The 24,103-nt window shown below is 66.7% G+C and carries 20 protein-coding genes; 4 read left to right on the forward strand and 16 right to left on the reverse strand.

Translation table 11 applies throughout. The features are described from left to right. Positions 1-13: 13 nt before the first annotated feature. From B0E47_RS10365 to B0E47_RS10375, 3 genes are all read right to left on the reverse strand, one after another. Complete coding sequence (locus B0E47_RS10365; protein ID WP_077514162.1) at positions 14-562, reverse strand: peroxiredoxin; 549 nt, start codon at positions 560-562, stop codon at positions 14-16. Positions 563-677: 115 nt separating this feature from the next. After that, positions 678-1,454, reverse strand: a complete 777-nt coding sequence (locus tag B0E47_RS10370; protein ID WP_168171047.1) for a class I SAM-dependent methyltransferase — start codon at positions 1,452-1,454, stop codon at positions 678-680. A gap of 197 nt (positions 1,455-1,651) precedes the next feature. After that, positions 1,652-2,335, reverse strand: coding sequence for an SDR family NAD(P)-dependent oxidoreductase (locus B0E47_RS10375; RefSeq protein WP_077514164.1), 684 nt, complete (start codon positions 2,333-2,335; stop codon positions 1,652-1,654). 188 nt (positions 2,336-2,523) lie between these two features. Here B0E47_RS10375 and B0E47_RS10380 point away from each other — a divergent pair, with 188 nt between their 5' ends. The 3 genes from B0E47_RS10380 to B0E47_RS10390 all read left to right on the forward strand — a co-directional run bounded on the left by B0E47_RS10380 (position 2,524) and on the right by B0E47_RS10390 (position 6,211). Further along, positions 2,524-2,874 carry a hypothetical protein gene (locus B0E47_RS10380; protein WP_077514165.1) on the forward strand — a complete coding sequence of 117 codons (351 nt, stop codon included), beginning with the start codon at positions 2,524-2,526 and terminating at the stop codon, positions 2,872-2,874. A gap of 428 nt (positions 2,875-3,302) precedes the next feature. Next, positions 3,303-5,270, forward strand: coding sequence for a M61 family metallopeptidase (locus B0E47_RS10385; RefSeq protein WP_077514166.1), 1,968 nt, complete (start codon positions 3,303-3,305; stop codon positions 5,268-5,270). A gap of 98 nt (positions 5,271-5,368) precedes the next feature. Further along, positions 5,369-6,211, forward strand: coding sequence for an endonuclease/exonuclease/phosphatase family protein (locus B0E47_RS10390; RefSeq protein WP_077514167.1), 843 nt, complete (start codon positions 5,369-5,371; stop codon positions 6,209-6,211). A gap of 76 nt (positions 6,212-6,287) precedes the next feature. Here the strand turns inward: B0E47_RS10390 and B0E47_RS10395 are convergent, their stop codons facing one another. The 3 genes from B0E47_RS10395 to B0E47_RS10405 form a co-directional block, all read right to left on the reverse strand. Further along, complete coding sequence (locus B0E47_RS10395; RefSeq protein WP_077514168.1) at positions 6,288-7,580, reverse strand: Xaa-Pro peptidase family protein; 1,293 nt, start codon at positions 7,578-7,580, stop codon at positions 6,288-6,290. A 169-nt stretch (positions 7,581-7,749) separates the two neighbouring features. Next, entirely contained in the window at positions 7,750-9,756 is a 2,007-nt protein-coding gene (locus B0E47_RS10400; RefSeq protein WP_168171048.1) for a M48 family metalloprotease, read from the reverse strand. A gap of 159 nt (positions 9,757-9,915) precedes the next feature. Beyond that, entirely contained in the window at positions 9,916-10,647 is a 732-nt protein-coding gene (locus B0E47_RS10405) for a class I SAM-dependent methyltransferase (RefSeq protein WP_077514170.1), read from the reverse strand. Between the two features lie 245 nt (positions 10,648-10,892). Between B0E47_RS10405 and B0E47_RS10410 the strand changes: the two genes are divergently transcribed. Continuing rightward, the gene (locus tag B0E47_RS10410) at positions 10,893-12,077 is read left to right on the forward strand and encodes a serine hydrolase (protein ID WP_077514171.1); all 1,185 of its coding nucleotides are present in this window, start codon (positions 10,893-10,895) and stop codon (positions 12,075-12,077) included. 21 nt (positions 12,078-12,098) lie between these two features. On the opposite strand, the gene B0E47_RS10415 is transcribed toward B0E47_RS10410, so the two are convergent. The 10 genes from B0E47_RS10415 to B0E47_RS10460 form a co-directional block, all read right to left on the reverse strand. After that, positions 12,099-12,941 (reverse strand): SAM-dependent methyltransferase, encoded by an 843-nt coding sequence (locus B0E47_RS10415; RefSeq protein ID WP_077514257.1) that lies wholly within the window; start codon positions 12,939-12,941, stop codon positions 12,099-12,101. Between the two features lie 124 nt (positions 12,942-13,065). Beyond that, on the reverse strand, positions 13,066-14,628 hold the full coding sequence (locus tag B0E47_RS10420; protein WP_077514172.1) for a GMC family oxidoreductase: 1,563 nt from the start codon (positions 14,626-14,628) through the stop codon (positions 13,066-13,068). A 6-nt stretch (positions 14,629-14,634) separates the two neighbouring features. After that, entirely contained in the window at positions 14,635-15,480 is an 846-nt protein-coding gene (locus B0E47_RS10425; RefSeq protein ID WP_217318918.1) for an SDR family oxidoreductase, read from the reverse strand. Between the two features lie 178 nt (positions 15,481-15,658). Continuing rightward, positions 15,659-17,095 carry a glycosyl hydrolase gene (locus B0E47_RS10430; protein WP_077514173.1) on the reverse strand — a complete coding sequence of 479 codons (1,437 nt, stop codon included), beginning with the start codon at positions 17,093-17,095 and terminating at the stop codon, positions 15,659-15,661. A gap of 236 nt (positions 17,096-17,331) precedes the next feature. Beyond that, positions 17,332-18,612 carry a kynureninase gene (gene kynU, locus B0E47_RS10435; protein ID WP_077514174.1) on the reverse strand — a complete coding sequence of 427 codons (1,281 nt, stop codon included), beginning with the start codon at positions 18,610-18,612 and terminating at the stop codon, positions 17,332-17,334. Between the two features lie 55 nt (positions 18,613-18,667). Continuing rightward, positions 18,668-19,186: a hypothetical protein gene (locus B0E47_RS10440; protein ID WP_077514175.1), complete on the reverse strand. Its 519-nt coding sequence runs from the start codon at positions 19,184-19,186 to the stop codon at positions 18,668-18,670. Next, complete coding sequence (locus tag B0E47_RS10445) at positions 19,183-20,217, reverse strand: amidohydrolase family protein (protein ID WP_077514259.1); 1,035 nt, start codon at positions 20,215-20,217, stop codon at positions 19,183-19,185. Before B0E47_RS10445 ends, B0E47_RS10440 begins: the two co-directional genes overlap by 4 nt. A gap of 63 nt (positions 20,218-20,280) precedes the next feature. Further along, on the reverse strand, positions 20,281-22,380 hold the full coding sequence (locus B0E47_RS10450; protein WP_077514176.1) for an FUSC family protein: 2,100 nt from the start codon (positions 22,378-22,380) through the stop codon (positions 20,281-20,283). A 164-nt stretch (positions 22,381-22,544) separates the two neighbouring features. Further along, positions 22,545-23,108, reverse strand: a complete 564-nt coding sequence (gene yeiP / locus B0E47_RS10455; protein ID WP_077514177.1) for an elongation factor P-like protein YeiP — start codon at positions 23,106-23,108, stop codon at positions 22,545-22,547. A 113-nt stretch (positions 23,109-23,221) separates the two neighbouring features. Further along, positions 23,222-23,989 carry an SDR family NAD(P)-dependent oxidoreductase gene (locus tag B0E47_RS10460; protein WP_077514178.1) on the reverse strand — a complete coding sequence of 256 codons (768 nt, stop codon included), beginning with the start codon at positions 23,987-23,989 and terminating at the stop codon, positions 23,222-23,224. Positions 23,990-24,103 lie beyond the last annotated feature (114 nt).

A 24,103-nucleotide genomic window follows, 5' to 3' on the forward strand; every position in this document is an offset into this window, starting at 1 on the left:
ACTTGCTGCTGGATCAATTCTTTTCGAGCGCCTTCACCGCATCCAGCGTTTCCTGGACGTGTCTGGACGGGCTGAGGCTGGAGTAGACGAAGCTGATCTTGCCCGACGGCGCGATCACGTACGAGGTGCGATCGGACCAGCCGGGCCGCATGAGCAGCAGTGCGTCGTATTCCCTGGCGATCTTCGCGCCCTCATCGGCGGCCACCGGGAACTTGCCGCTGCAGTGATCGGCCTCCTTCGAGAACGCCGCCAATTGGTCGAGGTGGCCGGCAGTGACGCCGATCACGGTGGCATGTTCCGCCTTGAACTGGTCGATCGCCTGCGAGAACAGATGTGCCTCGACGTTGCAGCCGCTGGTGTGCGGAGCAGGGAAGAAATACACCACCACCGGTCCCTGCTTGAGCGCATCGGCGAGGTGGAACGTGAAGGGTTGGCCGCCGAGATAGGCCGGTGCGCGGAAATCGGGTGCCTGCGCGCCGGTTTTCAGTGCGGCGAAAGCTGGCATCGCGACGAGGGCGGTACCCACGAGCGTAAGCGCGGCGAGCTTCATCAATGATTTCATGACGAGGTTCCTGGGGTGAGGTGAGGAGCTGCGAACGTTATACGCCGGAACGGCGGGAATGGATGCCATGCACATGCCTCGAGGGATCGGCGCGCGCCATCCCGCGGTCAAGGCGTCAGGATCCGTCCCCGGATACGGCCGTCGCTTCGGCGCGGATCAGCCACAGTTCGCCGCGGCGGGCGCGCGGCAGGCCGCTGAGCAGGGCGAACCAGGGTGCGAGCAGTCGCACCGCCCAACCCAGTCTGCGCACGCGGCGGAACGGGCTGGACACCGCGTGTTCGGCACGGATCGTGAAGCCCGCTTCCTGCAACGCCTTTTCGAGTACCCAGGGGCTGAGCGGGGTGATGTGACCCTGCTCGCGGTAGTCGATATCGCGAAACCACTGGAACTGGCCGCTGCGCAGGAACAACGCCTGCGAGACCGGGTTGGCGATGTTCGGGGTCGACAGCACCAGCTGGCCGCCGATCGGCAGCAGGGCGCGGATCTGCCGCAGGACCTCGCGCGGATTCTCCAGATGCTCGACGATTTCCAGCGCCATGACCGCGTCGAACCCTTGCGGCCAATGCGCGGCGAAAGCGCCATTGAGGTCGGCAGCAACAAAGGGAATCTGTGCCGGTTTGAAACTCTCCGGGAACAGGTCGCTGGCGGTGACGTCAAAACCCAGGTCGGCCAGTCGCAACGACATCGCTCCGCTGCCGGCACCGAACTCCAGCACGCGGGCACCGCCAGTCAGCGCGGTGCAGAGCATCTGCGCGGCGGCATCGTGCAGCCCGGGGGCGGCGTAGATCGGCAGGCCCTTGTACTCGTGCATGGGCTGCCCGCCAAAGCCGGTGCGGAAGTTCTCGGCGCGGGCGCTGACCTGATCGGTGACCGGTGGGGTGGAAACGGGCATGGCCTGGGTCATGGTGGCGCCACGTGCGCAAGTCCCGAGTGTAACAGCCGTGCCACGGGCATTCTGCACACGCACGGCAGGCGGGAGCGGTGTCTCTGCATGATTGCCGACACTGCACTGGTTGATGCGGCGGGTCCGGCACGGACGGCCTGTCTTTCGCGTCGCGCCCCGGCGCGATGCGCCGTGAGTGTCCCGCGCTAGACGCGCCCCGTCACCGGTATCAGCGCGCCGGTGATGGCGGAGGCCTGGTCGGACAGCAGGAACAGGATCACGTCGGCGAGTTGCTGCGGTTTGACCCAGCGGTCGAAGTCCGCCTTGGGCATGTCGGCACGGTTGGGCGCCGTGTCGAGAATGCTTGGCAGCAACGCGTTGACGGTGATGCCGCGCTCCTTGAGTTCCTCGGCCAGGGCCTCGGTGAGGCGCATCACGCCGGATTTCGATGCGGTGTACGCACCGACGCCGGCTCCTGCCTTAAGGGCGGAAGCGGCGCCGATATTGATGATGCGACCGCCCGTCTGCAGATGTTCCAGCGCGGCCTGGCTGGCGGCCACGGCGGTGCGCAGGTTGACCCGGTAGAGCAGGTCCCAGGTATCCAGATTGCCGTCGGCCAGGGTTTCGTAGCGGAATGTGCCGGCGATGTTGACCAGGGCATCGAGGCCGCCGAGCGCCTGCGCCGCCGCGGCCAGCGCCTCTTTCGCAGCTCGCGCGTCGGCCAGATCGACGCCGCCGAGGCAGGTGGCCTGGCCGAGTCCGCCGCTGGGCGCATCGGTGCGATCGATCGCCACGACCCGCGCGCCCGCCGCGAGCGCTGCCTGTACGGTGGCGGCACCCAGCGCGCCGAACGCGCCGGTTACCGCAATGCGTCGATGGTCCAGTTGCATGGTGATCTCCGCTGCTGTCGATGGGGCAGCATAGCCCGCGTGACCCGCGCCACCAAATCACGCTTTCGCAACCCGTGGCGGGCTATTTTTCGCGGACTGCGGCGGTCGCCGCGTCACTCGGGAGTGGTGTCATGCGAAAGAACCTCGCTCATTTCATGCCTGCCTTGTTGCTTGCCTGCGCCTTGCCGATGGCCGCGCAGGCGGCGGACGCGAACGCCGCAGCCAGCAAGCAGGTCGCGACCGCCGCCGCGCACGCCGGGATGGCGCTTGGCGCAACCGATCTGAAGATGGTGCATGCGCACCTGCAGCACGTCGTGAACTGTCTGGTCGGCCCGTCCGGCAAGGCCTTCGATGCCAAGGCCGCGGACCCGTGCAAGGGCATGGGTGACGGCGCCATCGTTGACGCCAAGGGCGATGCGACCACCGAGGCCCGCCTGCACACGGCGCTGAGCGAGGCCGAACAGGGATTGAAGACCAGCGAGCTCGACAGCGCCCATGCGGATGCACAAAAGGTGCTGAGCACGCTTCAGGCGAAGTAGGGCGTCGCCGGAGAACGACGGATCGGAGGTGCGTCCCGGACACGTGCCTCCGCGCCAAGTTTCGATCGGCTGTCGCTGGCTGCTGATGGAAGGCGGCTCGCGGGGTTGGGGTTGCCCGGACGAATGGCACTTACTTAAGGGCGTCGATCTCCAGCCGTTCGCGCTGAGCGTAGCCCGCGCAGCGGGTGGAGTCGAAGCGCCCCCTCACGTGGACAGCCTATCGCCTGTGTGCCCTTCGACTTCCTCGCTCCTCAAAGCTGTGGCCATCCATGGCCACTCCCCGCGTGCGGCCTTCGGCCTACGCTCAGAGCCTGCCCCGGACCCGATCCGGGGGCGAACGGGCCTAAGTAAGTGCCGTTTATTGCCCGGCCCTGTAAAACCGGCGTCGTGGTGCTAATTTGTCTGGCCCGTTCCTGCCGGAGTTTGTCATGTCGATTGCTTCACCCACTCACGCGTGGTCGATCGCGGGACGCACGGCTGCGTGCCTTGCCGTGGCCGTATCGCTGGCGCTCGCCACCGGCGTCGCATGCGCGCAGCAGCAGCGCAGCAGCGAGGTGCCGTCGCCGCAGGACACGCCGTATCCGGGCACGATCACGCTGCAGGTCGATGCCAGCGATACGGCCCAGGGCATCTTCCGGGTGCACGAGAGGATTCCGGTCACGGCCGGCCCGCTGACCCTGCTGTATCCGCAGTGGATTCCCGGCAGCCACTCGCCGACCGGCCCGATCGACATGCTCGCCGGGCTCAGGCTCAGCGCCAACGGCAAGCCGATCGGATGGAAGCGCGACAAGTACAACGTATACGCCTTCCATGTCGAGGTGCCGGCGGGCGTGGATGCGATCGATGCGGACTTCCAGTACCTGTCGCCACGCACGGGCGGGTTCGAGATCACCGACCGCATGATGGACATGGAATGGAGCAGCATGTCGTTGTACCCGGCTGGCTACTACTCGCGCGGCATCACGTTCGCGCCCAGCGTGAAGCTGGCCGCGGGCTGGCAGCTCGGCACCGCGCTGGAACGTGCTGATCAAAATCCGGCTTCGCATGCGGGCGACACCACCACCTTCAAGCCGGTCACGTTCAACACCCTGGTCGATTCGCCGATCTACGCGGGCCGCTATTTCAAGCGCGTCGATCTCAATCCCGGTGGCAAGGTCCCGGTGCATCTGGACATCGTCGCCGACGCGCCGAAGTACCTGGAGATGACGCCCGAGCAGCTGAAGGTGCATCGCGCGCTGGTGACGCAGGCGGTGAAGCTGTTCGACTCGCAGCACTACGACCACTACGACTTTCTGTTCTCGCTGTCCGACGTGCTGGCTGGCAACGGCACCGAGCACCACCAGTCCAGCGAGGACGGCATGGATGCCGACTACTTCACCGCCTGGGCCGACAACGCGCCCGGCCGCGACCTGCTGGCGCACGAGTACACCCATTCGTGGAACGGCAAGTTCCGCCGTCCGGCCGATCTGTGGACGCCCAACTTCAACGTGCCGATGGGCGACTCGCTGTTGTGGGTGTACGAAGGGCAGACCCAGTACTGGGGCTTCGTGCTGACCGCGCGATCCGGCATGTGGACGCCGCAGCAGTTCCGCGATGCGCTGGCCATGGTCGCGGCGAATTACGAGCGCAATCGCCCGGGTTTCGGCTGGCGCACGCTGGAGGACACCACCAACGATCCGACCGCCGCCAGGCGTGCGGGCCTGCCGTACCGCAGCTGGCAGATGAGCGAGGAGTACTACAGCGGCGGCCAGATGATGTGGCTGGCGGTGGATGCCAAAATCCGCGCCCTGACCCACGGCCGCAAATCGCTGGATGATTTTGCGCGCGCGTTCTTCGGTGTCGACAACGGCAGCTTCGTGACCAGGACCTACACCTTCGACGACGTCGTGGCGGCACTGGACGGCGTGGTGAAGAACGACTGGGCCGGCTTCCTGCGCGCACGCGTCGACACGCTCGATCCGCCGCTGCAGGATGGCCTGGCGGCTTCCGGCTGGAAGCTGGTGTACACCGACCAGGAAAGCGCCTACGAGAAGCAGTACAACAGCCGACCGGAATCGCCGCGGCACCTGTTCAACTTCACCTGGTCGATCGGCCTCACCTTGAACAAGGAGGGCCAGATCAACGACGTGCGCTGGAACGGCCCCGCGTTCAAGGCCGGGGTCAGCACCGGCGCCACCCTGGTCTCGGTGAATGGCCAGGACTATACGCGCGACGTGCTGACGGATGCGATCGCCGCGGCGAAGAGTGGCAAGGCACCGATCAGGCTGCTGCTGAAATACCAGGGCGGATACCGGACCGTGCCGGTGGACTATCGCGGCGGCCTGCAGTATCCCCACCTGGAGCGCATCGTGGGCACGCCGGATTACCTGAGCCAGATCATTACGGCACGCAAGTAGCAGCAAGCCGGTTGTGCCCGGACCCGGCGCGGCGGACGCGGGTCCGGTTCGCCAGGAAGGCGCGAAGCCCGCCATCTTTTCCGCATCGAGGGTGTGTGATGAACATGCGTCGCTGGTTTTCCATGCTGGTTCTTGTCCTGTCGCTCGGCACGGCCGGCGCCGGCGTCGCGGCCGCCACGCCGCTTCGCGTGATGACCTTCAACGTCCGCGTGCCGGTCGACACCGGCATGAACGCCTGGGTGAACCGGCGCGACCTGATGGTCCAGGTGATCAAGGCGGAGCATCCGGACGTGCTAGGCACGCAGGAACTGACCGAAGAGCAGGGCGAGTATCTCGCCGCGCATCTTCCCGGCTACGCCTGGTTCGGGCAGGGCAGGGAGGGCGGCACCAAGGGTGAGCACATGGGCGTGTTCTATCGCACGGATCGCTTGAAGGTGCTGCGCTCCGGCGATTTCTGGCTCTCCGATACGCCACAGGTGCCCGGCAGCCGGACCTGGGGCCAGCCGTATCCGCGCATGGTGACCTGGGCGCGGTTTCGCCTGCGCGACGGCGGCGGCACCTTCGACTACTTCAATACCCACTTCCCCTACCTGCCCCAGGATGTCCGCCCGCGCATGCTGAGCGCGGACGAGATCCTGCAGCGGATCGGCAAGTTGCCACCCGGCGCGCGCGTGATCCTGGCCGGCGATTTCAATTGCGCTCCGGATACGCCAGTCCACGCGAAACTGACGGCGAACCTGCACGATGCATGGATGCAGGCGGGTTCGCACTCGGGCCCGGCAAAGACGTTCCACAATTTCACGGGCAATCCCGACCAGCGCATCGACTGGATCCTGACGCGTGGTTTCAAGGCACTCGCGGTGCGCACGGTCACCACCCACGACGGTGCGCGCTACCCGTCCGACCACTTTCCGGTCGTGGCCGATCTGGTGCGGCCATAGGGTTCGCGACGGCCCGCCTCGGTCATCGTGCGATCAGGGCAGTGGCGGCATGAGCGGCAGCGATCTGCCCAGGCTCCTAAGCGAAGGGTTGCTCGATCGACGGACTCTGCGGCGTGAACCAGTGCGCGCCATCGGCGCCGATGTGCATGTCGTCTTCCAGACGCACGCCGAATTCGCCGGGGATGTAGATGCCCGGCTCGTCGCTGAAGGTCATGCCCGGCTCGATTCGACGCGTATTGCCCTGCACCAGGTAATACCACTCATGCATGTCCATGCCGATGCCATGGCCGAGGCGATGGCTGAAGTACTTGTAGCCGGGACCGTAGCCGCCATCGGTGATGACCTTGCGCGCCGCGGCATCGACCGATTCCATGCTGGCGCCCGGGTGCGCAGCCGCAAGCGCGGCCTGCTGCGCCTTGCGCACGATATCGAAGACGCGCTTCATCTTGTCGCCGGCCTTGCCCAGCACGAAGGTGCGGGTGATGTCGCTCTGATAGCCGCCGACCTTGCAGCCGTCGTCCAGCATGATCACGGTGCCTTCGCTGATGTGCTGCGGCAAGGGCGAGCCGTGCGGCGAGGCGGTGAATGCGCCGACGTTGATGCTCACTTCGCCACGCAGGCCCTGACGCGCGTAGGCCGCGTCGACCAGATCGGATATGCGCTGCTGGGTCATGCCCGGTTCCAGCGCCTTCCACACGGCGTGGTAAACCGCCAGGGTGGCGTCGTTGGCCAGTTGCATCAACGCCAGTTCGGCCGGGCTCTTGATCGAACGGCAGCCGGCGGTGACCGGCGTGGCGCTGACCAGGGTCGCGTGCGGCGCGGCCCGGGCGATGCCGAACTGCGTGGCCGAGCGCAGCTGCTCCTCGATGCCCAGCGTGCCGGTGGACTGGTGCCATTCGGCGAGGACGCCCGCGATCATGCGGTAGGGGTCTTCGTTTTCCTGCCAGGTGCGCACGTCCTTCTTGCCGAAGGTGATCTGCTGCAGCGTGCGCTCGCGCTCGAACGCCGGCGTGATGAAAACCGGATCACCGGACCTGGGCAGCAGCATGCCGGTGGTGCGCTCGCTGACCCACCAGTCGATGCCGGTGAAATATTCCAGCGAGGTGCCCCCGCCCATGAAGACGGCATCCATCTTGTGTTCCGTCATCAGCCGCTGCGCCTTGCGCAGCCGGCTCTCGTGCTCGACATTGGTGATCGGCACCGCGAGTGGCGCCACCGGTTTCAGGGCCATGATCGAGGGCGGCAATTCCGCAGCGCCCTCGCGCGCCCGTGCGACGCCGCTACCCAGCAGCGGCAGCGCCGCCGCACCCAGGGCGGTGGCCTGCAGGAAGCGACGCCGGTCTGGCCGCACGGTCTCGTCGATCGTCATGGGTGGCTCCCTGGATGTGAGGAAAGGCATTCTTGCACCAAAGAATGCGCCGGGCCCCGGATCGGGCCCCGGCATCCACCGAATGCCCGTCGGTCGACTCCATGCTGATCGACTGATCGGCCCGACTCGGGCGGTCGGCTGCTTGCCGGATTGATCGGCCCGGCCTCTTTCAGGTCGTCGCCAGGAACGGTGGCAGAGGGCAGTGCAGGCAGGCGCAGATCAGCCGCAGCAATTCGGCTTCCTCGATCGTCACGCGGCCGTCAGCCAGCACCACCGTGGCCAATCCCTCCACGGCCAGTTCCTTGTCGATCGGGCGCAGCCCATCGAGTCGCTGCAGCAGCGGGTCGAGCGAGGTTTGCCAGGCCGGCGCCACGGCGTAGTCGAGGCCATGGTCAGGCAGCACCTGGTCCATCGCCTGCTGCCAGGCCCGACGCGCGGCGACGCCGTCATCGCTGCCCCTTCCGGCCAGGATCGCGCACAGCGTGGCGAAGTCGGCACGCTGGTCGAACAGGCGGCCCGGGCCGGCGGTGCTTGCGCCGGCGGGTCGGGCCGCTTCGTCGAGGTAGATGCGCACCATTCGCACCAGGCAGTACTCGTAAAGGTCGACGCCTCCATCGATGCGCACCAGCGCATCCATGGTCTGCAGCAGGGTCGGTGCCTGCGCTGGCGGCAGGCGACGCAGCCGTGGCAGCGCGAGCTGGAGCAGGGGCAGGCGGGCCATCGGCGCCAGCTGGCCGGCGGCATCCAGCAAGGTCTCGACCCGCGCGCGCATCGCCGTGCCCTGATCCTGTTCGATGCGTTGCAACTGGGTGGCGCGCTGCGCCGAGGGAGTCGCGATGGTCAGGCTCAGCACCAGGGCAGGTGCGTCGTCGAGGCTTGCGGCGGCATCTCGAAGCGCGGCAGGAATCGCTTGCAACAGGTTGCCGGCGGCCGTCGTGGCGGCCTCGCCCGGATGCCCGACGCTGGCGGTCAGCATCGAAGGCGTCGCCACCCGTGGAACATCCGCAGCGGGCACCTCGGCACGGGCGTGCACGGTCGGCGGCACGCTCGTGGCAGGAGCGAAACCGGCAATCGAGACACCGCGGCCGTCCGGGTCGGTGGCTTGCACCGGCTCCTGCCAGGCCTCGCTGACGTGCTTGATGTCCTGTTCGCGGTAGGGCATCCCGAGCGCACGAATGCGCGTGGGCACCGGCGGATGCGCCGCCAGCAGCCGCGACCAGCGCCCGCCTTCGCCGAACAGCATGTGGGCGATTTCGTTGCTGTCGACGTTGTTCAGTTGCGAGCCTTCGGCGAGCGCCTGGATCTTGCGCAGGGCGCCGACGATGCCCAGCTGCTCCCGGGTGAACTGCACCGCGGCGGCGTCGGCAAGGAACTCGCGCGAGCGCGACACCGCGGCCTGGACCAGTCGGCCGGCAAGATGCCCGATGGAGCCGACGCACAGCATCATCAGGCCGAGGCTGATCTGGCCCAGAACGTAACCCCGGCGATTGCCGTCAGAGTTGCCGGCGAGCAGCGAGCGTCCGGTGGATGCGACGAAGACCACGCCGGCGAGCAGGCCGACAAGGCGTATGTTGAGGCGCATGTCGCCGTGCACGATGTGACTGAACTCGTGCGCGATGACCCCTTGCAGTTCGTCGCGCGCGAGCTTTTCCAGGCAGCCGTTGGTGACGCAGATGGCGGCATCGGCCGTGCCGTGGCCGGCGGCAAACGCATTGATGCCCGCTTCGTGCTCAAGCAGAAAGACGTCGGGCACGGGTACCGATGCGGCGATCGCCATTTCCTGCACGATGTTGTTCAGCCGGCGGTGCACCGGATCGGTCGTGTCGGGGGCGATCTCGAGCGCGCCGATGCCCTGCATCACCACCCTGCCGCCATCGGCCAGCTCGCGTATGCGCGACCACGAAACCCAGGCCATCACGGCGACGATGACCGCGCCGACGCAGATCAGGGTCCTTGCGTGCGGCCATGGCGAATAGCCGAAATAGGCGAGCCCGTAGAAATGCATGAAGGCATACTTGCCCAGCGCCAGCGCGCCCAGCAGCATGGCCACCACGGACGCCACGGCAACGGCGAACAGCACCAGCATGCGTCGCGTCGCGCGCTGCGCGCTGTCCTGCCGCCCGAAGAAATCCGTCGGCGACCGGCCGCTTGGCGGCCCGCCGAATTGTGCTGACATGCTCAGCTTCCCCTGTACGCCAATGCGCATGGATGATGAGTCCATCCCGGGGTGGGTGCAATACGCGAGAAGGCGCGCGAGCCGCGCCCCGACGGGAGAGGGCGGGCGTCATGCTGGCGGAAGCGAGGTGGGGCCGTCGGTTTTTCGGTGGCCCCCGATTCAACCCGCGGCATCGCCATCGATCGGCTTTTGCGCCGTGATCAGCATGGTCGGCATCCATGGACCGCCCCACCACATGCGCCAGCCCAGGCTGCGACGCTCGACCCGCGCGCCGAGCGCGCTCAGCCGCTGCCGGTACTGACGACTCCGGGAAATGTCGGCGATCAGCAGCCTTCCACCGGGGCGCAGCACGCGCCAGGCCTCGTCGATGGCGCGCTCGCGACCGGCCGTGGCGCTGATATTGTGGATCGCCACGTTGGAGACCACCACGTCGAAGCTGGCATCGGCGAATGGCAGCTCGCGCATGTCGGCGGTCTTCAGCTCGATGCGCTCGGCGACGCCTTCCGCTTCGGCGTTGCGGGTGGCCACCCGGATGTCATTGCCCGACTGATCCTTGCTGCTCCAGATGTCGACGCCGGTAGCGCAACCTCGCGGTACGTATGCGGCGGCCATCAGCAGGATCGCACCGCGGCCACAGCCGAGGTCGAGGACCTGTTCGTCGCCACGCCAGGCCTGCGCGTCGAGCAGATCCCGCCATGCCGCGAACTTGCCGCGCAAGGTGGTGTGCAGGTAGAGCGTGAGGAGGAAAACCAGAAGGACAGCAGTGATCCACAGTCCATGCATGTGCGCGAACACCATCAGCCCCAGGCAAACCAGCAAGCCTGCGGCCGTGAGCAAGGGCACGTAAGGCGCATCGACGCCGTAATGCCCACGGCGTGGTGAAGTGGTCATGTTTCCCCTCGTGGTGTTGCCTGATGTCGTGTTTTCCGTTTGGCGTGAACCGCGGCGGCAGTGACGCTTGTCATGCAAAAAACCTGCAGCGTCGATGCCGTTCGCCACACCTGTCTGCCCGGACGTTCTAGAATGATGCGGTTTCCGCATGCGTGGACGGTTTCCGCGTGCGGCTTGCCTGCAATCCGTGTCGCCCTGGCCCAGGGCGCATGCCAGGCTATATGCCATCGGGCATCGGGAGTTCCATGCGTTCGATCATCTGCCTGCGTCTGCTCACCACCCTTTTGTGCCTGGTCGTGTCGCTGCCACTGCCGGCCAGGGATTCATCCAGCGTGGGCCAGCAGCGCGAAGACGTGCTGTTCTGGACGCAGGCGCAACGCACGGCGCGCTTCTCGCGCATGTACCGGATATTTCCCGCCGATCGCGTGGCGCATGGCGCGCACGTCCAAGCCTTGCCGCAGGGCAGGGCGCTGACGCCGAAGTGGGAGGACGGCTCCACCACGCTGGCCGGCTACATGACGCAACACCACCTGGCCGGCGTGATGGTGCTGCAGCATGGCCGCATCCGTTTGCAGCGGTATGCGCCGGGGTTCGGTCCGCAGCAGCGCTGGACCTCGTTCTCGGTCGCCAAGTCGGTTACCTCCGCTTTGCTGGGTATCGCCCTGCGCCGGGGCGACATCCACAGCATGCATGACACGCTGGATACCTATATTCCGCAGTTGCGCGGCACAGCCTACGCCAAGGTCACTGTGGAGCAACTGCTGACGATGACGTCCGGCGTGCGCTGGAATGAGGATTACGCCGACCCGCATTCCGATGTGGCGCAGATGTATCGGAGCAAATGCGAAAATGGCCAGCCGCACGTGATCTCGTATCTGGCGAAGTTGCCGCGCGCGTATCCCGCCGGCACGCACTGGAACTACAACACCGCCGAGACCGACCTGCTCGGCATCCTGGTCCAGCGCGCCACCGGCCAATCGCTGGCGAGCTATCTGTCGCAGACGATCTGGAAGCCGTACGGCATGGCGTCGGATGCCTACTGGCTGAAGGACGAATGCGACGGCAGCGACACCGGCGGCAGCGGCCTGTCCGCCACGCTTGTCGACTATGCCCGGATCGGGCAGTTCATGCTCGATGGCGGACGCATCGACGGCAAACAGGTGATCGCCGACGCATGGATGCGCGGCGCCCTGCGTCACCAGCAGGACGTGGACGATCCCGGTCGCGGTTACGGTTACCTGTGGTGGACCGATGCCGACGGCAGCTATGCGGCGATCGGCATCTTCGGCCAGCTGGTCTATGTCGATCCGGCGCGGCAACTGGTCATCGTGCAGGTGGGTGCGTGGCCGCAGGCGACGTCGAAGGCCTTGATGGCAGCGCGCCAGGCCTTCGTCGCCGCCGTCAAGCGCGGGGCAGACGCGGCGCCTTGAGCCGCTGTCCCGGCCTTTCGTTCAGCGCCGCACGGCCAGCACGCCATCGAGAGCAAGCTGCGCCGTGAAGCCGGCTTGCTCCAGACGCTTCGCCACTTCGCGCGGCACGTCGCGCCCACTGGTCAGCTTGTTCGGGCTGCCGGTGTAGTGGAACATCCGTCCGCCGCGACGCAGCACCCGCGCCAGCTGGCCGTAGAACGCCTGCGAGTACAGCTCGCCGGCGATGCCGAAACGGGGCGGGTCGTGCAGCAGCGCATCGATCGAGGCGTCGGCGATCTGCGTGATCGCCTGCGCCACGTCGGCATGCTCCAACTGCAGCCGGCCGCCGCTGGTGGCCGCGCCGGGATCCGGCGACCACGGGTTGAGCGTGCGCAACCACAGCACGTTGGCATTCTTCTCGAACGACTGGATGCGCGCCACGCCGGCCTCCAGGCAACACGCGGCGAAATAGCCGAGCCCGCCGCAGGTGTCGAGCACCACCCTGCCGCGCGGCTCGACCAGCGCCACCTTGCGTCGCGCATCCTCGAGCGGCGACTCCTTCGACGTCGGCAACATCTTGATGCCATCGATCTCGAACGTGGGCGCGCCCCATTCGGTCGGCACCAGCTTGATCAGCGAACCGGCGAAGCGGGCCACCGGCGCGAATTCGTCGCCGTCCCAATGATAGATCGTGCGGTCCTTCAGCCCGGACGGATACGGGTAGCTGTGGTCGCGCCAACGCCAGACATCCGCTTCGAACGCGGCAGTGTCGATCGAGCGGCCAAGATCCAGCGAACCGGTCCATGTACCTGCGCCGGCATCACGCGCAGCCAGCAAGGCCTCGGCGTCGGGGCGCGCGAACAGGGGGCCGGAATAGTGCGACACGGATGGCAACTCCAGGATGGGTGATGCGCGCAGCGCGTGGTCGGGGCGCAACATCGTAGCTCCGATCACCGGCCCTCGGTGCGGACGAGCGACGGGTTCCGGCGCCGCGTGTCACGTGTTCGATCTACAGCCGCGCCTTGATCCGGTCGGCCACGCGCAGGGCGTTGGCGATGATGGTCAGGGTCGGGTTCACTGCGCCGATCGAGGGGAAGAAGCTGGCGTCGGTTAGGTACAGGTTGTCGAGCTCGTGCGCCTTGCAGTCCAGGTCGAGCACGGAGCTGGTCGGGTCGGTGCCGAAGCGTGCCGTGCCGGCCTGGTGCGCGGTGCCGCCGATCGGGATGTTCTTGCCCAGGTACAGGTGGCGTTCGAGCAGCACCGGATGCGCCCCGATCCTGTCCAGCATCTGCTCCAGCTTTTTCTTCAGGCGCTGGTGCGCCTCCATGTTGTTCTCGGTGAGTTCGAGGGTCACCTTGTCGCCGTCGTAACGGATGCGGTTCTCTGCACGCGGCAGGTCTTCGCTGGAGAGCCAGAAATCCATCGAGTGGCGGGCCATCTGTTCGAACGGCATCTTCGGCAACCACTCCAGCCACGACGGCAGCGCTTCGCCGCGGATCTGCGCCTCCTGCGACTTCGCGCACATCTGCATCAGGCCCAGCGGGTAGTCCCAGTCGTCACTGCCGAAGTACCAGTCGCTCACCGCCAGCGTCTTCTGGAACACGGTGTCGTTCGGCTCGCGCAGCAACGCCATCAGGATCGACTGGTTGTGCCGCATGTAGTTGCGCCCGACCTGGTCCGAGCCATTGGCCAGGCCGTGCGGATGCCTGTCGTTGGCCGAGCGCAACAACAGCAGCGCCGAGGACAGCGCGCCGCAGGCGACGACCACAATGTCGGCGCTGTAGCGTTCCCGTTCGCCATTGCGGGTGACGTTGACCGCGGAAACGGTCTTGCCCGAGGCGTCGGTTTCCAGTGTGGACACATAGGCGCCGGTGAGCAGGGTGAGGTTGGGGTGTGCCCTCAGGGCCGGGTCGACGCACATCACCTGGGCGTCGGCCTTGCCATTGAGCGGGGACGGGTAGCCGTCGAAGAATGGCGTGCGGATGCAGATGCTGTCGGGCAGGGTCTTGCCGTCTTTCTCGTCGAGCAGGATGCCCATCGGCAGGTGGAATGGATGCAAGCCGTCGCTTTGCAGACTGTCGTGCAATGCCTGCACGCGCGGCTCGTGCGACACCGGAGGGTACGGGAACGGACCGCTGGACCACGGCTCGTTCGGGTCCTCGCCACGCTGGCCGTGCACGTGGAACAATTTCTCGGCCTCGGCGTACCAGGGCTCGAAGGCGTCGTACTTGAGCGGCCACGCCGGGGAGATGCCGTCCTTGTGCGCAATCTCGTCGAAGTCGCGCTCGCGCAGACGGAACAGCGCGGCGCCGTACATCTTGGAATTGCCGCCCACGAAGTAATGCAGGCCGGGCTGAAAGGTCTTGCCGTCCTTGCCGTACCAGGTCTCCTTCGTCTGGTACATGCCTTCGACGAAGATCTTCTGCGAATCCCAGTTGTCCACCGAGCGTGGCAGGTAGTCGCCGCGCTCCAGCAGCAGGATCTTCTTGCCGGTGGGCGCGAGCCGCTGTGCCAGCGAAGCGCCGCCGGGGCCACTGCCGATGACGATGAGGTCGTAGTGGTTGTCGGGCATGCCGGCTCAGCCGCCGGTCGCGAAGCCGGGGTAGAGCGTCATGCCGCCGTCCACGAACAAGGTGGTGCCGACCACATAGTCGGACTGGTCGGACGCCAGCCATACCGCGGCACGAGCAATGTCCTCCGGCTCGCCAATGCGGCCATATGGCACCAGGGTCATCAGCGACTTGTAGGCGTCGGGGGTATTCCACGCGCTGGTGTTGATCGGGGTGCGGATCGCGCCGGGGGCGATCGCGTTGACGCGGATCTTCAGCGGCGCCACCTCCTGCGCCAGGCTTTCCATCAATTGCTTGATGCCGCCCTTGGACGACGCGTAGTTGGCGTGTCCGGCCCACGGAATTTCCTGGTGCACCGAACTCATGCAGATGATCTTGCCGGCAGCGCAGGACACGCTTGGCACCACGCCGCGCCGGCTGAACTCGCGCACCGCCTCGCGCGCGCACAGGAACTGCCCGGTGAGGTTGACGCCGATGACCTTGTTCCATTCGGCCAGGGTCATGTCCTTGAACGCCGAGTCGCGCTGCAGGCCGGCGTTGGCGACCAGGATATCGACCGTGCCGAACGCATCGCAGGCCTGCTTGAACATGGCCGCGACCTGGTCCTCGTCGGACACGTCGGCCTTGATCCTGATCGCCTTGACGCCGAAGCCTTCGAGCTGTTCCACCACCGCCTGCGCCGCATCGTCGTCCACGACGTAGTTGACGGCGACGTCGGCGCCGGCTTCGGCGAGCGCCAATGCCACGCCACGTCCGATGCCGGAGTTGGCGCCGGTGACGAGCGCCTTCTGGCCCTTCAGCAGTCCCGGAACGGCAAGCGTCGGCGCGGTGGACTTCGGATCGGATTGGGTCAAGACGACATCCCTCATGCTGGTGCCTTTGCGGAATCAGCAGCGTGCTCGCCATGCCGTCATGTGCACGTGACAAAACGGGTGGAGCAAGCGCAATTTCTCGCGATGCCGGAGCATCGAGCGTGACTGGCGATGCGCGACTGATCCGCGATGTACGGGTGCGCGGGGTTGCCCGATCGGTTCAAGACCAGTCGAAGCGGATGGCCGCCACGGCTTGCGCGGGCATCTCCACTTCGAACACGACCTGCCCCTCTTTGCTGGCAACCGCAAGCGGTTCGGTCTTCAGCTCCGACACTTCGTGCAGCTCGGCTACCAGCCTGGCGCTCAGATACTCCGGTTTGCCCATCTGCTCCCAGCGACGCTTGGCATTGGCATGCTCCAGGTCGATGCGCTGGATCGTGGCCGACTTCACCGCGCTGGCGCCCTTGAGCGCGAACGTCACGGTTTCCGTGGCGATCGGGTGGCGCGGCAGGGCGAAGTTGTTCAGCACGATGGTCGCGCTGTTGCCGTCGCGCACCAGCCAGGCGTCGACCGTCTCGTGCTGGCCATCCACCGGCATCAGTTCGGTGCCCAGCGCGTGCAGTATTTCAAAGGTACGGTACGCCGGCTTGGCGATGCCATGGATGTTCATCAGCCCGAAGCCGCCCTGGAACGGCACCGATGGGAAGTAGTTCTCCTCGAAGATGTCGGAGAACGTCCAGTAGCTGTAGCCCTGCACCAGGCCGTTCTGCTCCAGCACGGTCTTCATGATGAAGGCGGCCGCATACGGGTCGTCGTGCATCACGTCGCGCGGGTTCGACGAGGTGCACCACTCGGTGTAGTAGACCGGCAGGTCGCCTGCCTGCCTGCGCACTTCGCGTGCTTCATCGCGCAACGCGCTGCGCGTACTGTCGGCCAGCTCGGTTTCGGTGTCGTCGCCGGGCTTGCCGAACGAATCGGTGGGGTAGTGATGCGTGCTGATGAAGTCGACCGGCAGTGCGTTCTTCTTGCAGAAGGCCAGGAAATCATCCACCCAGGCATTGTCCGCGGTGGCGGGGCCACCGACCTTGAGCTGATCGTCGATGTTCTTGATCGCCTCGACGGTATAGCGATACAGCGGGAAATAGTCTTCCTGCTTGCCGCTGCCGAAGGCGGTGAGGTTGGGCTCATTCCAGACTTCAAAGAACCATTGGCGTACCTCGTCCACGCCGTAGCGCTCGACCCAGTGCGTGACGATCTTCTCGATCAGCACCGACCACTGCGACAGGTCCCGCGGCGGGCTCACATTGGCGCGGTAGTGGAACTGCAGCTGCCCGGAGGACGACAGGCACGACGGCATGAAGCTCAGTTCCACGAACGGCTTCATGCCGATCGAGAGCAGGAAATCGAAGATCTGGTCCGCGTTGAAGAACGAATAGATGAACTGGTCGCTCTGGTCGATCAGCGTACCCATGTCGTCGCACAGGATGCCGTGGAAGCGCACGTGACGCATGCCCAGTTCGTCGTGGGCGCGTTTCAGTTGGGCCTGCCAGTCGGCGCGCAATGCCAGGGTGGCATGCCCGCTGCCGACGGTATGTTCCCAAAAATGGGGGAGCTCGGTGACCTGACCGGCGAGATTGCCGCTGAAGCTTGCTGCCATGACGGGGAGCCTTGTCGCACTGGAGGAAACGATCGCCGCGGTGAATGTCACCTCGCGAGCGACGTGCTCCGCGGCACACACCCGACTATGGCCGGTCGAGCGTCTACGGCCGGTGAGCGCACGGATTTGCGTTGTCGCGGCGCTGCGGCGACCCACCGTCGGCCGTCCGGATGTCCGTGCGCGCCGAGGTCAGCGGGTGAATCGTCCGGCACGCCACCGGCGATCCCGCACCGGATTCAACTGGCGTGGTTCCATTCGCGCACGGCCTCGGCGAATGCCAGGCAATCGGCAAAGCGGTTGTACAGCGGTGCGGGCGAGATGCGGATCACGTCGGGCTCGCGCCAGTCGCCGATGATGCCGTGATCCATCAGGTATTCGAACAGGGCACGACCGCGTGCGCGCCCGTCGATCACGCGGATCGACAGCTGGGCACCCCGGCGATCGGTTTCGACCGGGGTGACCACCTGCAGCACGTCGGCCAGTTGGCTCTGCACCAGCCACTCCAGGTAGCCGGTGAGTTGCAGCGACTTTTCGCGCAGCGCCTTCATGCCGGCACGCCGGAAAATCTCCAGCGAGACGCGCAGCGGGGCCAGCGCAAGAATCGGCGGATTGGACAGCTGCCAGCCATCGGCACCGGGCGTGGGCCGGAACGCCGGGCCCATCTGGAATCGCGTGGTCTTGTCGTGGCCCCACCAGCCGGCGAAGCGCGGCAGCACGGCGTGCGCATGACGCTCATGCACGAAGGCACCGCCGACCGCGCCGGGACCGCTGTTGAGATATTTGTAGCTGCACCAGATCGCGAAGTCGGCGCCGCTGTCATGCAGCCGCAGCGGCAGGTTGCCGACGGCGTGGGCGAGGTCGAAGCCCACGGTGCAGCCGTGCTTGTGCCCGAGCGCGGCGATCGCCTTGAGGTCGAACGCCTGGCCGGTACGGTATTGCACGCCGGGCAGCATCACCAGCGCGATGCGCGAGCCGTGTTCGGCCAGCGCACGCTCGATCGCCGCCATCGAGACGACGCCATTCGGCTCGTCGGCGTCGAGTTCGATCAGGGCGCTGGCCGGGTCGAGGCCGTGGAAACGTACCTGCGATTCCACCGCATAGCGATCGGTGGGAAAGGCGCCGGCCTCGATCAGGATCGCCGGGCGTTCGGCCGTGGGTCGATAGAAGCTCACCATCATCAGGTGCAGGTTCACGCCCAGCGTATTCATCGCCACCACTTCGCCGGGCAGTGCGCCGACCACGGTGGCGAGGTCGTCGCGCACGAACTCGTGGTAGTCCATCCATGGCAGACGGCCCTTGAAATGGCCTTCGACGCCCAGTTCGCCCCAGTAGTCCAGTTCGGCGTTCACCGCCTCGCGCACCGCACGCGGCTGCAGGCCGAGCGAGTTGCCGCAGAAGTACACGCTGTCGTGCCCTTCGTGCGGAGGGATCAGGAATTCGTCGCGGAACGCGCGCAGCGGATCGGCGGCATCCCGGGCGCGTGCCCAGGCGGTGGTGGCTTCGAAGCTTGCGGACATCGGGATTCTCGTCGGATACCGGCTGTCGCCCCTGCAGGCAGGAGCGCAGGGTGGCTTACTTCAGTTGTACGGCGAGCGCGGCGCAACCCTTGTCGAACTCCGCCTTCCACGCGGCACCCGCCTGGCTCTGGCTGGGGCGCATGCAGCGCAACTGGATCGCGTAGCCGCGCTTGAACCAGTAGTGCTCGGTATAGCTGAACTGGACGCCGTTTTCCTGCGCCGTGTAGAGATTGCTGTTCGGCTCGGGCGGTGCGGTGACCGCCTTGTAACCGGGCAGCACCAGCGCCTTGGCGGTGGCCTCGGCCATGAACTGGTGGAAGCTGCTGATGTCAGGCACGTGCTGCACGGTCACCGTGACTCGCGCCAGGCTGTTCTTGCCGGTGGGCGAAGGGTCGGGCACCTGGAATACCTGGGCCTCCGGCTCGCCCTGGGTCTGCATGATCGCCAGCCAGCTGTCCGGGGTGGCGAAGGTGATGTTGCCGTCGCCCATGCTGACGTCGGCGGCGTGTACCGCGCCGGTCAGCATGCTGGTGGCAAGGGCGATCGCCAGGGTGGCGCTGCGAAGAAGTTTCATGCTGGCTCCGGTGAAGAGATGTCGGGGACAAAGCGATGTCTGGGCAGGCCCAGCCATTCCAGCGCCGTACCATGGAACAGCCGGGCACGCTCAGCCTCGTCCAGGCGCAGTGCCTCGATGCCGCTGCCGGGTTCCTGCTCGCCCAGGGGGAAAGGATAATCGGTGCCGAGCATCACCTGGCGGACGCCGGTCACATCCAGCAGATAGCGCAGCGCCTGATCGTCGTGCACGCAGGAATCGAAGTAGAAGCGCTGCAGGTAGTCGCGCGGGTTGCGCGGGTTGTCGGTGGCGACCAGGTCCGGGCGCATCTTGAAGCCGTGCTCGATGCGGCCGATCGTCGACGGGAAGCTGCCGCCGCCGTGGGCCAGCATCACGCGCAGTTTCGGCAGCCGTTCCAGCACGCCGCCGAAGGCCAGGCAGCAGGCGGCGCGCGACTGTTCGGCCGGCATGCCGACCAGCCACGGCATCCAGTACTTCGGCATGCTGGCCATGCCCATCATGTCCCACGGGTGCACCAGCACGGCGGCGCCGAGATCGGCGGCGGCCTCGAAGAACGGGAACAGCTCCGGCGCATCCAGGTTCCAGTCGCCGCAATGCGATCCGATCTGCACGCCCTGCAGGCCGAGTTCGTCGATGCAGCGCTCCAGCTCGCGGATCGCCAGGTCCGGCGCCTGCAGCGGCACGGTGCCGATGCCGGCGTAGTGGCGCGGGTAATCGCGGCACATCGTACCCATGTGGTCGTTCAGGTGGCGATGCAATTCCAGCGCCTGATAACCCGGCGCCCAGTACGAGAACAACACCGGCACGGTAGAGATCACCTGCACGTCGACGCCGAAACGGGCGTAGTCGTCGATCCGCGTCTGCGGGTCGAAGGCCGAGTCCCACACCTCGCGGAAAAACTTGCTGTCCTTGTAGATGCGGTGGCGCCCGTCGGTATGGGTCATCACCGGAAAGCGGTCGTCGCCGTACTTGGCGGCCAGGTTCGGCCAGTCACGGGGCAGGATGTGCGCGTGGGTATCGATCTTGAGCATCCGCGCAGTGTAAAACCTCTGCGCAGCGCCGTCGCGTTGCGCTTGCACATGACCCGCACCGATTTACGCCGCGGAGGGATCCATCGCGCCAGCCAGTTCCTGTCGATTGCGGTTCGTCACGTGGGCCAGCGTGTCGATGTTGTCGACCAGCCGATCGCTGATCCGCACCAGCAACTCCCTGGTGGCATGGTCTTCGGCGCCGTGCATCCTGCTGACCAGGGTGCGTTGCATGGCTCGCAGTTCCGGCAAGGTAGCCATCGCGCGCTGCTCGCGCAGTGCTGTGGCGATCGTCTGCAGGGCATCGGCGGCGTACCCTATGAAACGGTTGATCTCGTCCTGCGCGGGCAGCGTGGCGAGGTCGTCGAGCAGGGCTTCCAGCGTCATCGCGGTGCGCGCCAGCCGGTTGCCGTTGGTGAACAGGGCGCGGCCCAGCGCCAGCAGTTCCGGCGGAGTGGCCGGCTCGGTGCGCATGCGGTCGATCGAGGCCTGTGCGTTGGTGCGTGCGGTGCGTGCGGCGGTGCGGGTGTCGCGCTGGGCGCCGGCCTGGCCGGGTTGCGCCAAGGCGCGCAGGTAGCTGGCATAGGCATCCAGCATCACCGCCAGCGCGGCGCGCGCGCGGCCGCGTTCCCAGGTCGGCCATGCCACGTAGGCGAGCAGGGCCATGCCGCAGCCGAGCGCGGTGTTGATCACCCGGTCCGACACCGCCGCACCGGAATTGACGCCCTCGAACGACAGCAGGATCACCACGGTGCCGGTCAGTGCCGCCACCGCGAAGCCGTAGTGCGCGGTGGCGAGGTAACGGAACGCCATGCACAGCAGGGTCATCAGCACCAGATGCGCCCACGGCTCGTTCGGCGTGATGTGCAGCAGCACGGTGGTGAGCACCAGCCCGAGCACGGTGCCTAGCACGCGCAGCAGGCCGAAGTTGAAGGTGGCGGCGAAGTCCGGCCGCAGCACGATCGCCGCCGTCATCGGCAGCCAGTAGCCGTGCGGCAGCTGCAGCAGGCGCGAGATCCACAGCGCGGCGCTGAGGCAGACCGCCATGCGCACGGCGTGGCGGAAGGCCACCGAGCGCGGCGTGAGGTTGGCGCGCAAAGTGGCCCAGGTCGAACCGCTGCGCAGCGCCTTGGGCAAGTGGGTTTCCGCCGCGCTGGCACGCAGTTCGCCGCGGCTGCCGGCCCAGTCGGCGTTGCGCACCGCCGCGGCCAGCTGGCCCGCGAGGGCGTGGATGTGCGCGGCCAGGCCACCGGCGGGACCGTCGCTGCCGAACAGCGCCTGTTCGCTGGCGCGCAGGGTCCGCAGCGCGTGACTGGCCTGCTCGGGCGACTCGCCCTGCTTCAGCGCGTCGGCGATCGCCGCCAGCACGCGTGCGGCGTCGTCGCGAAACATCGCATGGGTGGTTGGATCGGCGTGCAGCTCGGTCATCGCGGTGAGCTCCAGCCGGATCCGTTCGGCCAGTTCCAGCAGCACGCCGAATGCTTCCATCGCGCGACCGTGGGCGCGGTGACGACCCAGCAGGGTCTGTTGCAACGTGGTCATCGCTTCGGTCAGCGCCGGCACATCGGTGTCGTCATGCGCCTGTTGCCGGGCCAGCACGGCGAGGCCGGCGTACACGTTCGCCAGTGCCTGGCGTTCGGGCCAGTAGCGCTGCAACGGCCATGCCGCCAGCGAGAACACGGTGAGCAGCAGGCCGCCGCCGAAGATCAGCGCGGCACCGCCGAGCGCTTCGTGCAACGAGGTCGGCGTCGACGCGGTGATCACCAGCAGGATCATGCTGGTCATGCCGACCCGCGCGGTGTCTACGCCGAACACCACCAGCATGCCGCCGAAGAAACCGCAGGCGGCGGTGGCGATCAGGATCGGCAGCAAGTGGCCGCCGATCAGAAAACCCACCAGCGCGGCGAGGCCCGCGGCCAGCGACGCCAGCAACAGTTGCCGCAGGCGCTGCCGATACGGTCCGGGTTGATCGGAGAACATCGTGTCCAGCGCACCGGCCGCCACGCCCAGCCCGATCTGCGGATAGCCCATGGCCAGCCCGATGCCCAACGGCAGCACCACCGCGGCGGTATTGCGCACGACCACCCGCAACGGTACGTCCGGCCGCTTGATGACGGTCAGGCTTTCGATCGCATGGGCGCGTAGCGAATAGTCGCTGGAGGGCATGGGGGGAACGAAGGGCGAGAAGTGAGTGGAGAGGAGTGAGGAGTGAGAGAAGCGCTGGGCTTGCGCTCCTTGCCCGGGAAGATATGAGGCGTGAGTGAAGGGATGAGGTGGAGCGAGCCGGGCTTTTACTCACTCCTCACTCCTCTCCACTCACCCTCCGGCTTTCAAGCCCTGCCGGCGAACTCGCCGGTAAGCGTGTTCACCCACACTTTCTCGTCGTTGCTGATGTACTCGGGCACTTGTACCTCGATGCCGGTGTCGAGTTTGGCCGGCTTGTTGCGCTTGGTGGCGCTGGAGCCTTTCATTTCCGGTGCGGTGTCGACCACGGTCAGGATCACGCTGCTCGGTACCTGCAGGCCGACCGGCGCCTCGTCGATCACCTGCACGTAATAGCCCTCGATGCCTTCGACGATGTAGCCGGCGTTGTCGCCAACCAGCTCGGGCGACAGCAGGTACTGGGTGTAATCCTCGGCATCCATGAACACGAATGCCTCACCGTCCATGTACGAGAAGTTCGCCGCGCGGCGCACCAGGTCCATCTCGCGCAACTCGTCATCGGCGCGCAGGCTGAGGTCGAACTTGCGACCGCCCGGGATCGAATACAGGGTGAAGCGGAAGGTGACGTTGCCGCCGCGCGCGCTGGGCGAGCTGCGCTCGATGTCGCGCACCTGGTAGACGGTGCCGTCGTGTTCGACCACGTTGCCTTTCTTGACGTCGGAAGCTTTCATAAGTCAGGAGTGAGTTCAGAGGAGTGAGAAGTGAGAGAAGGGCAAAGGCGTGCGGTGAAGCGGCATGAGGCGAGCTTTCTCTCACCTCTCACTCCTCTCCACTCACTCCTCGCTTACTTGGGTTGAAGTCGCACCGCGCCATCCAGCCGGATCGTCTCGCCATTGATATAGCGGTTGCCGAGGATGAAGGCGACGGTGCTGGCGTATTCGTTCGGCTGGCCGAGGCGTGACGGGAACGGGATCGAGGCGGACAGCGACTGCTGCACGGCTTCGGGCATGCCGTCGACCATCGGGGTCCAGAAGATGCCCGGCGCGATCGTCGCCACGCGGATGCCGAAGCGCGCCAGTTCGCGCGCCATCGGCAGGGTCATGCCGACCACGCCGCCCTTGGAGGCGGAGTACGCGGCCTGGCCGATCTGGCCTTCGTAGGCGGCCACGCTGGCGGTGTTGATGATCACGCCGCGCTCGCCGTCTTCGCCGGCATCGTTGGCCTGCATCAACGCTGCGCCGGCCTTGGCCACGTTGAAGCTGCCGACCAGGTTCACCATCACGGTGCCGGAGAAGGTGGCCAGCGGCATCGCGCCGTCCTTGCCCAGCACGCGGCCGGCACCGAGGATGCCGGCGCAGTTGATCACCACGTTGAGGCCACCCATCGCGTGGTGTGCGGCGGCCGCATTGGTGGCCACGCCGTCCTCGGAGGTGACGTCGGTGCGGAAGAAGCGCGCGGCGTCGCCGAGTTCCTTCGCGGCGGCATGACCCTTCTCGTCGTTGACATCGAACAGCGCGACCTGGCCGCCGTGGGCGACGAAGTGCTGCGCCACCGCGTGGCCGAGACCGGAGGCGCCGCCGGTGATGATCGCCTTGACCTGATTCAACTGCATTGGGTATCCCGGGGCCGAAAAACGCACATAGTAGCGGAGCCGCCCACCCGCCGCGCTCCGGCTTGCCGATCTGTCTTGACGGGCGTCGTTCAGTTTTGCGGGCTGTTCGACCGC

Origin of the sequence: Rhodanobacter sp. B05 (assembly GCF_002001085.1) — a bacterium.
Lineage (GTDB): Bacteria > Pseudomonadota > Gammaproteobacteria > Xanthomonadales > Rhodanobacteraceae > Rhodanobacter.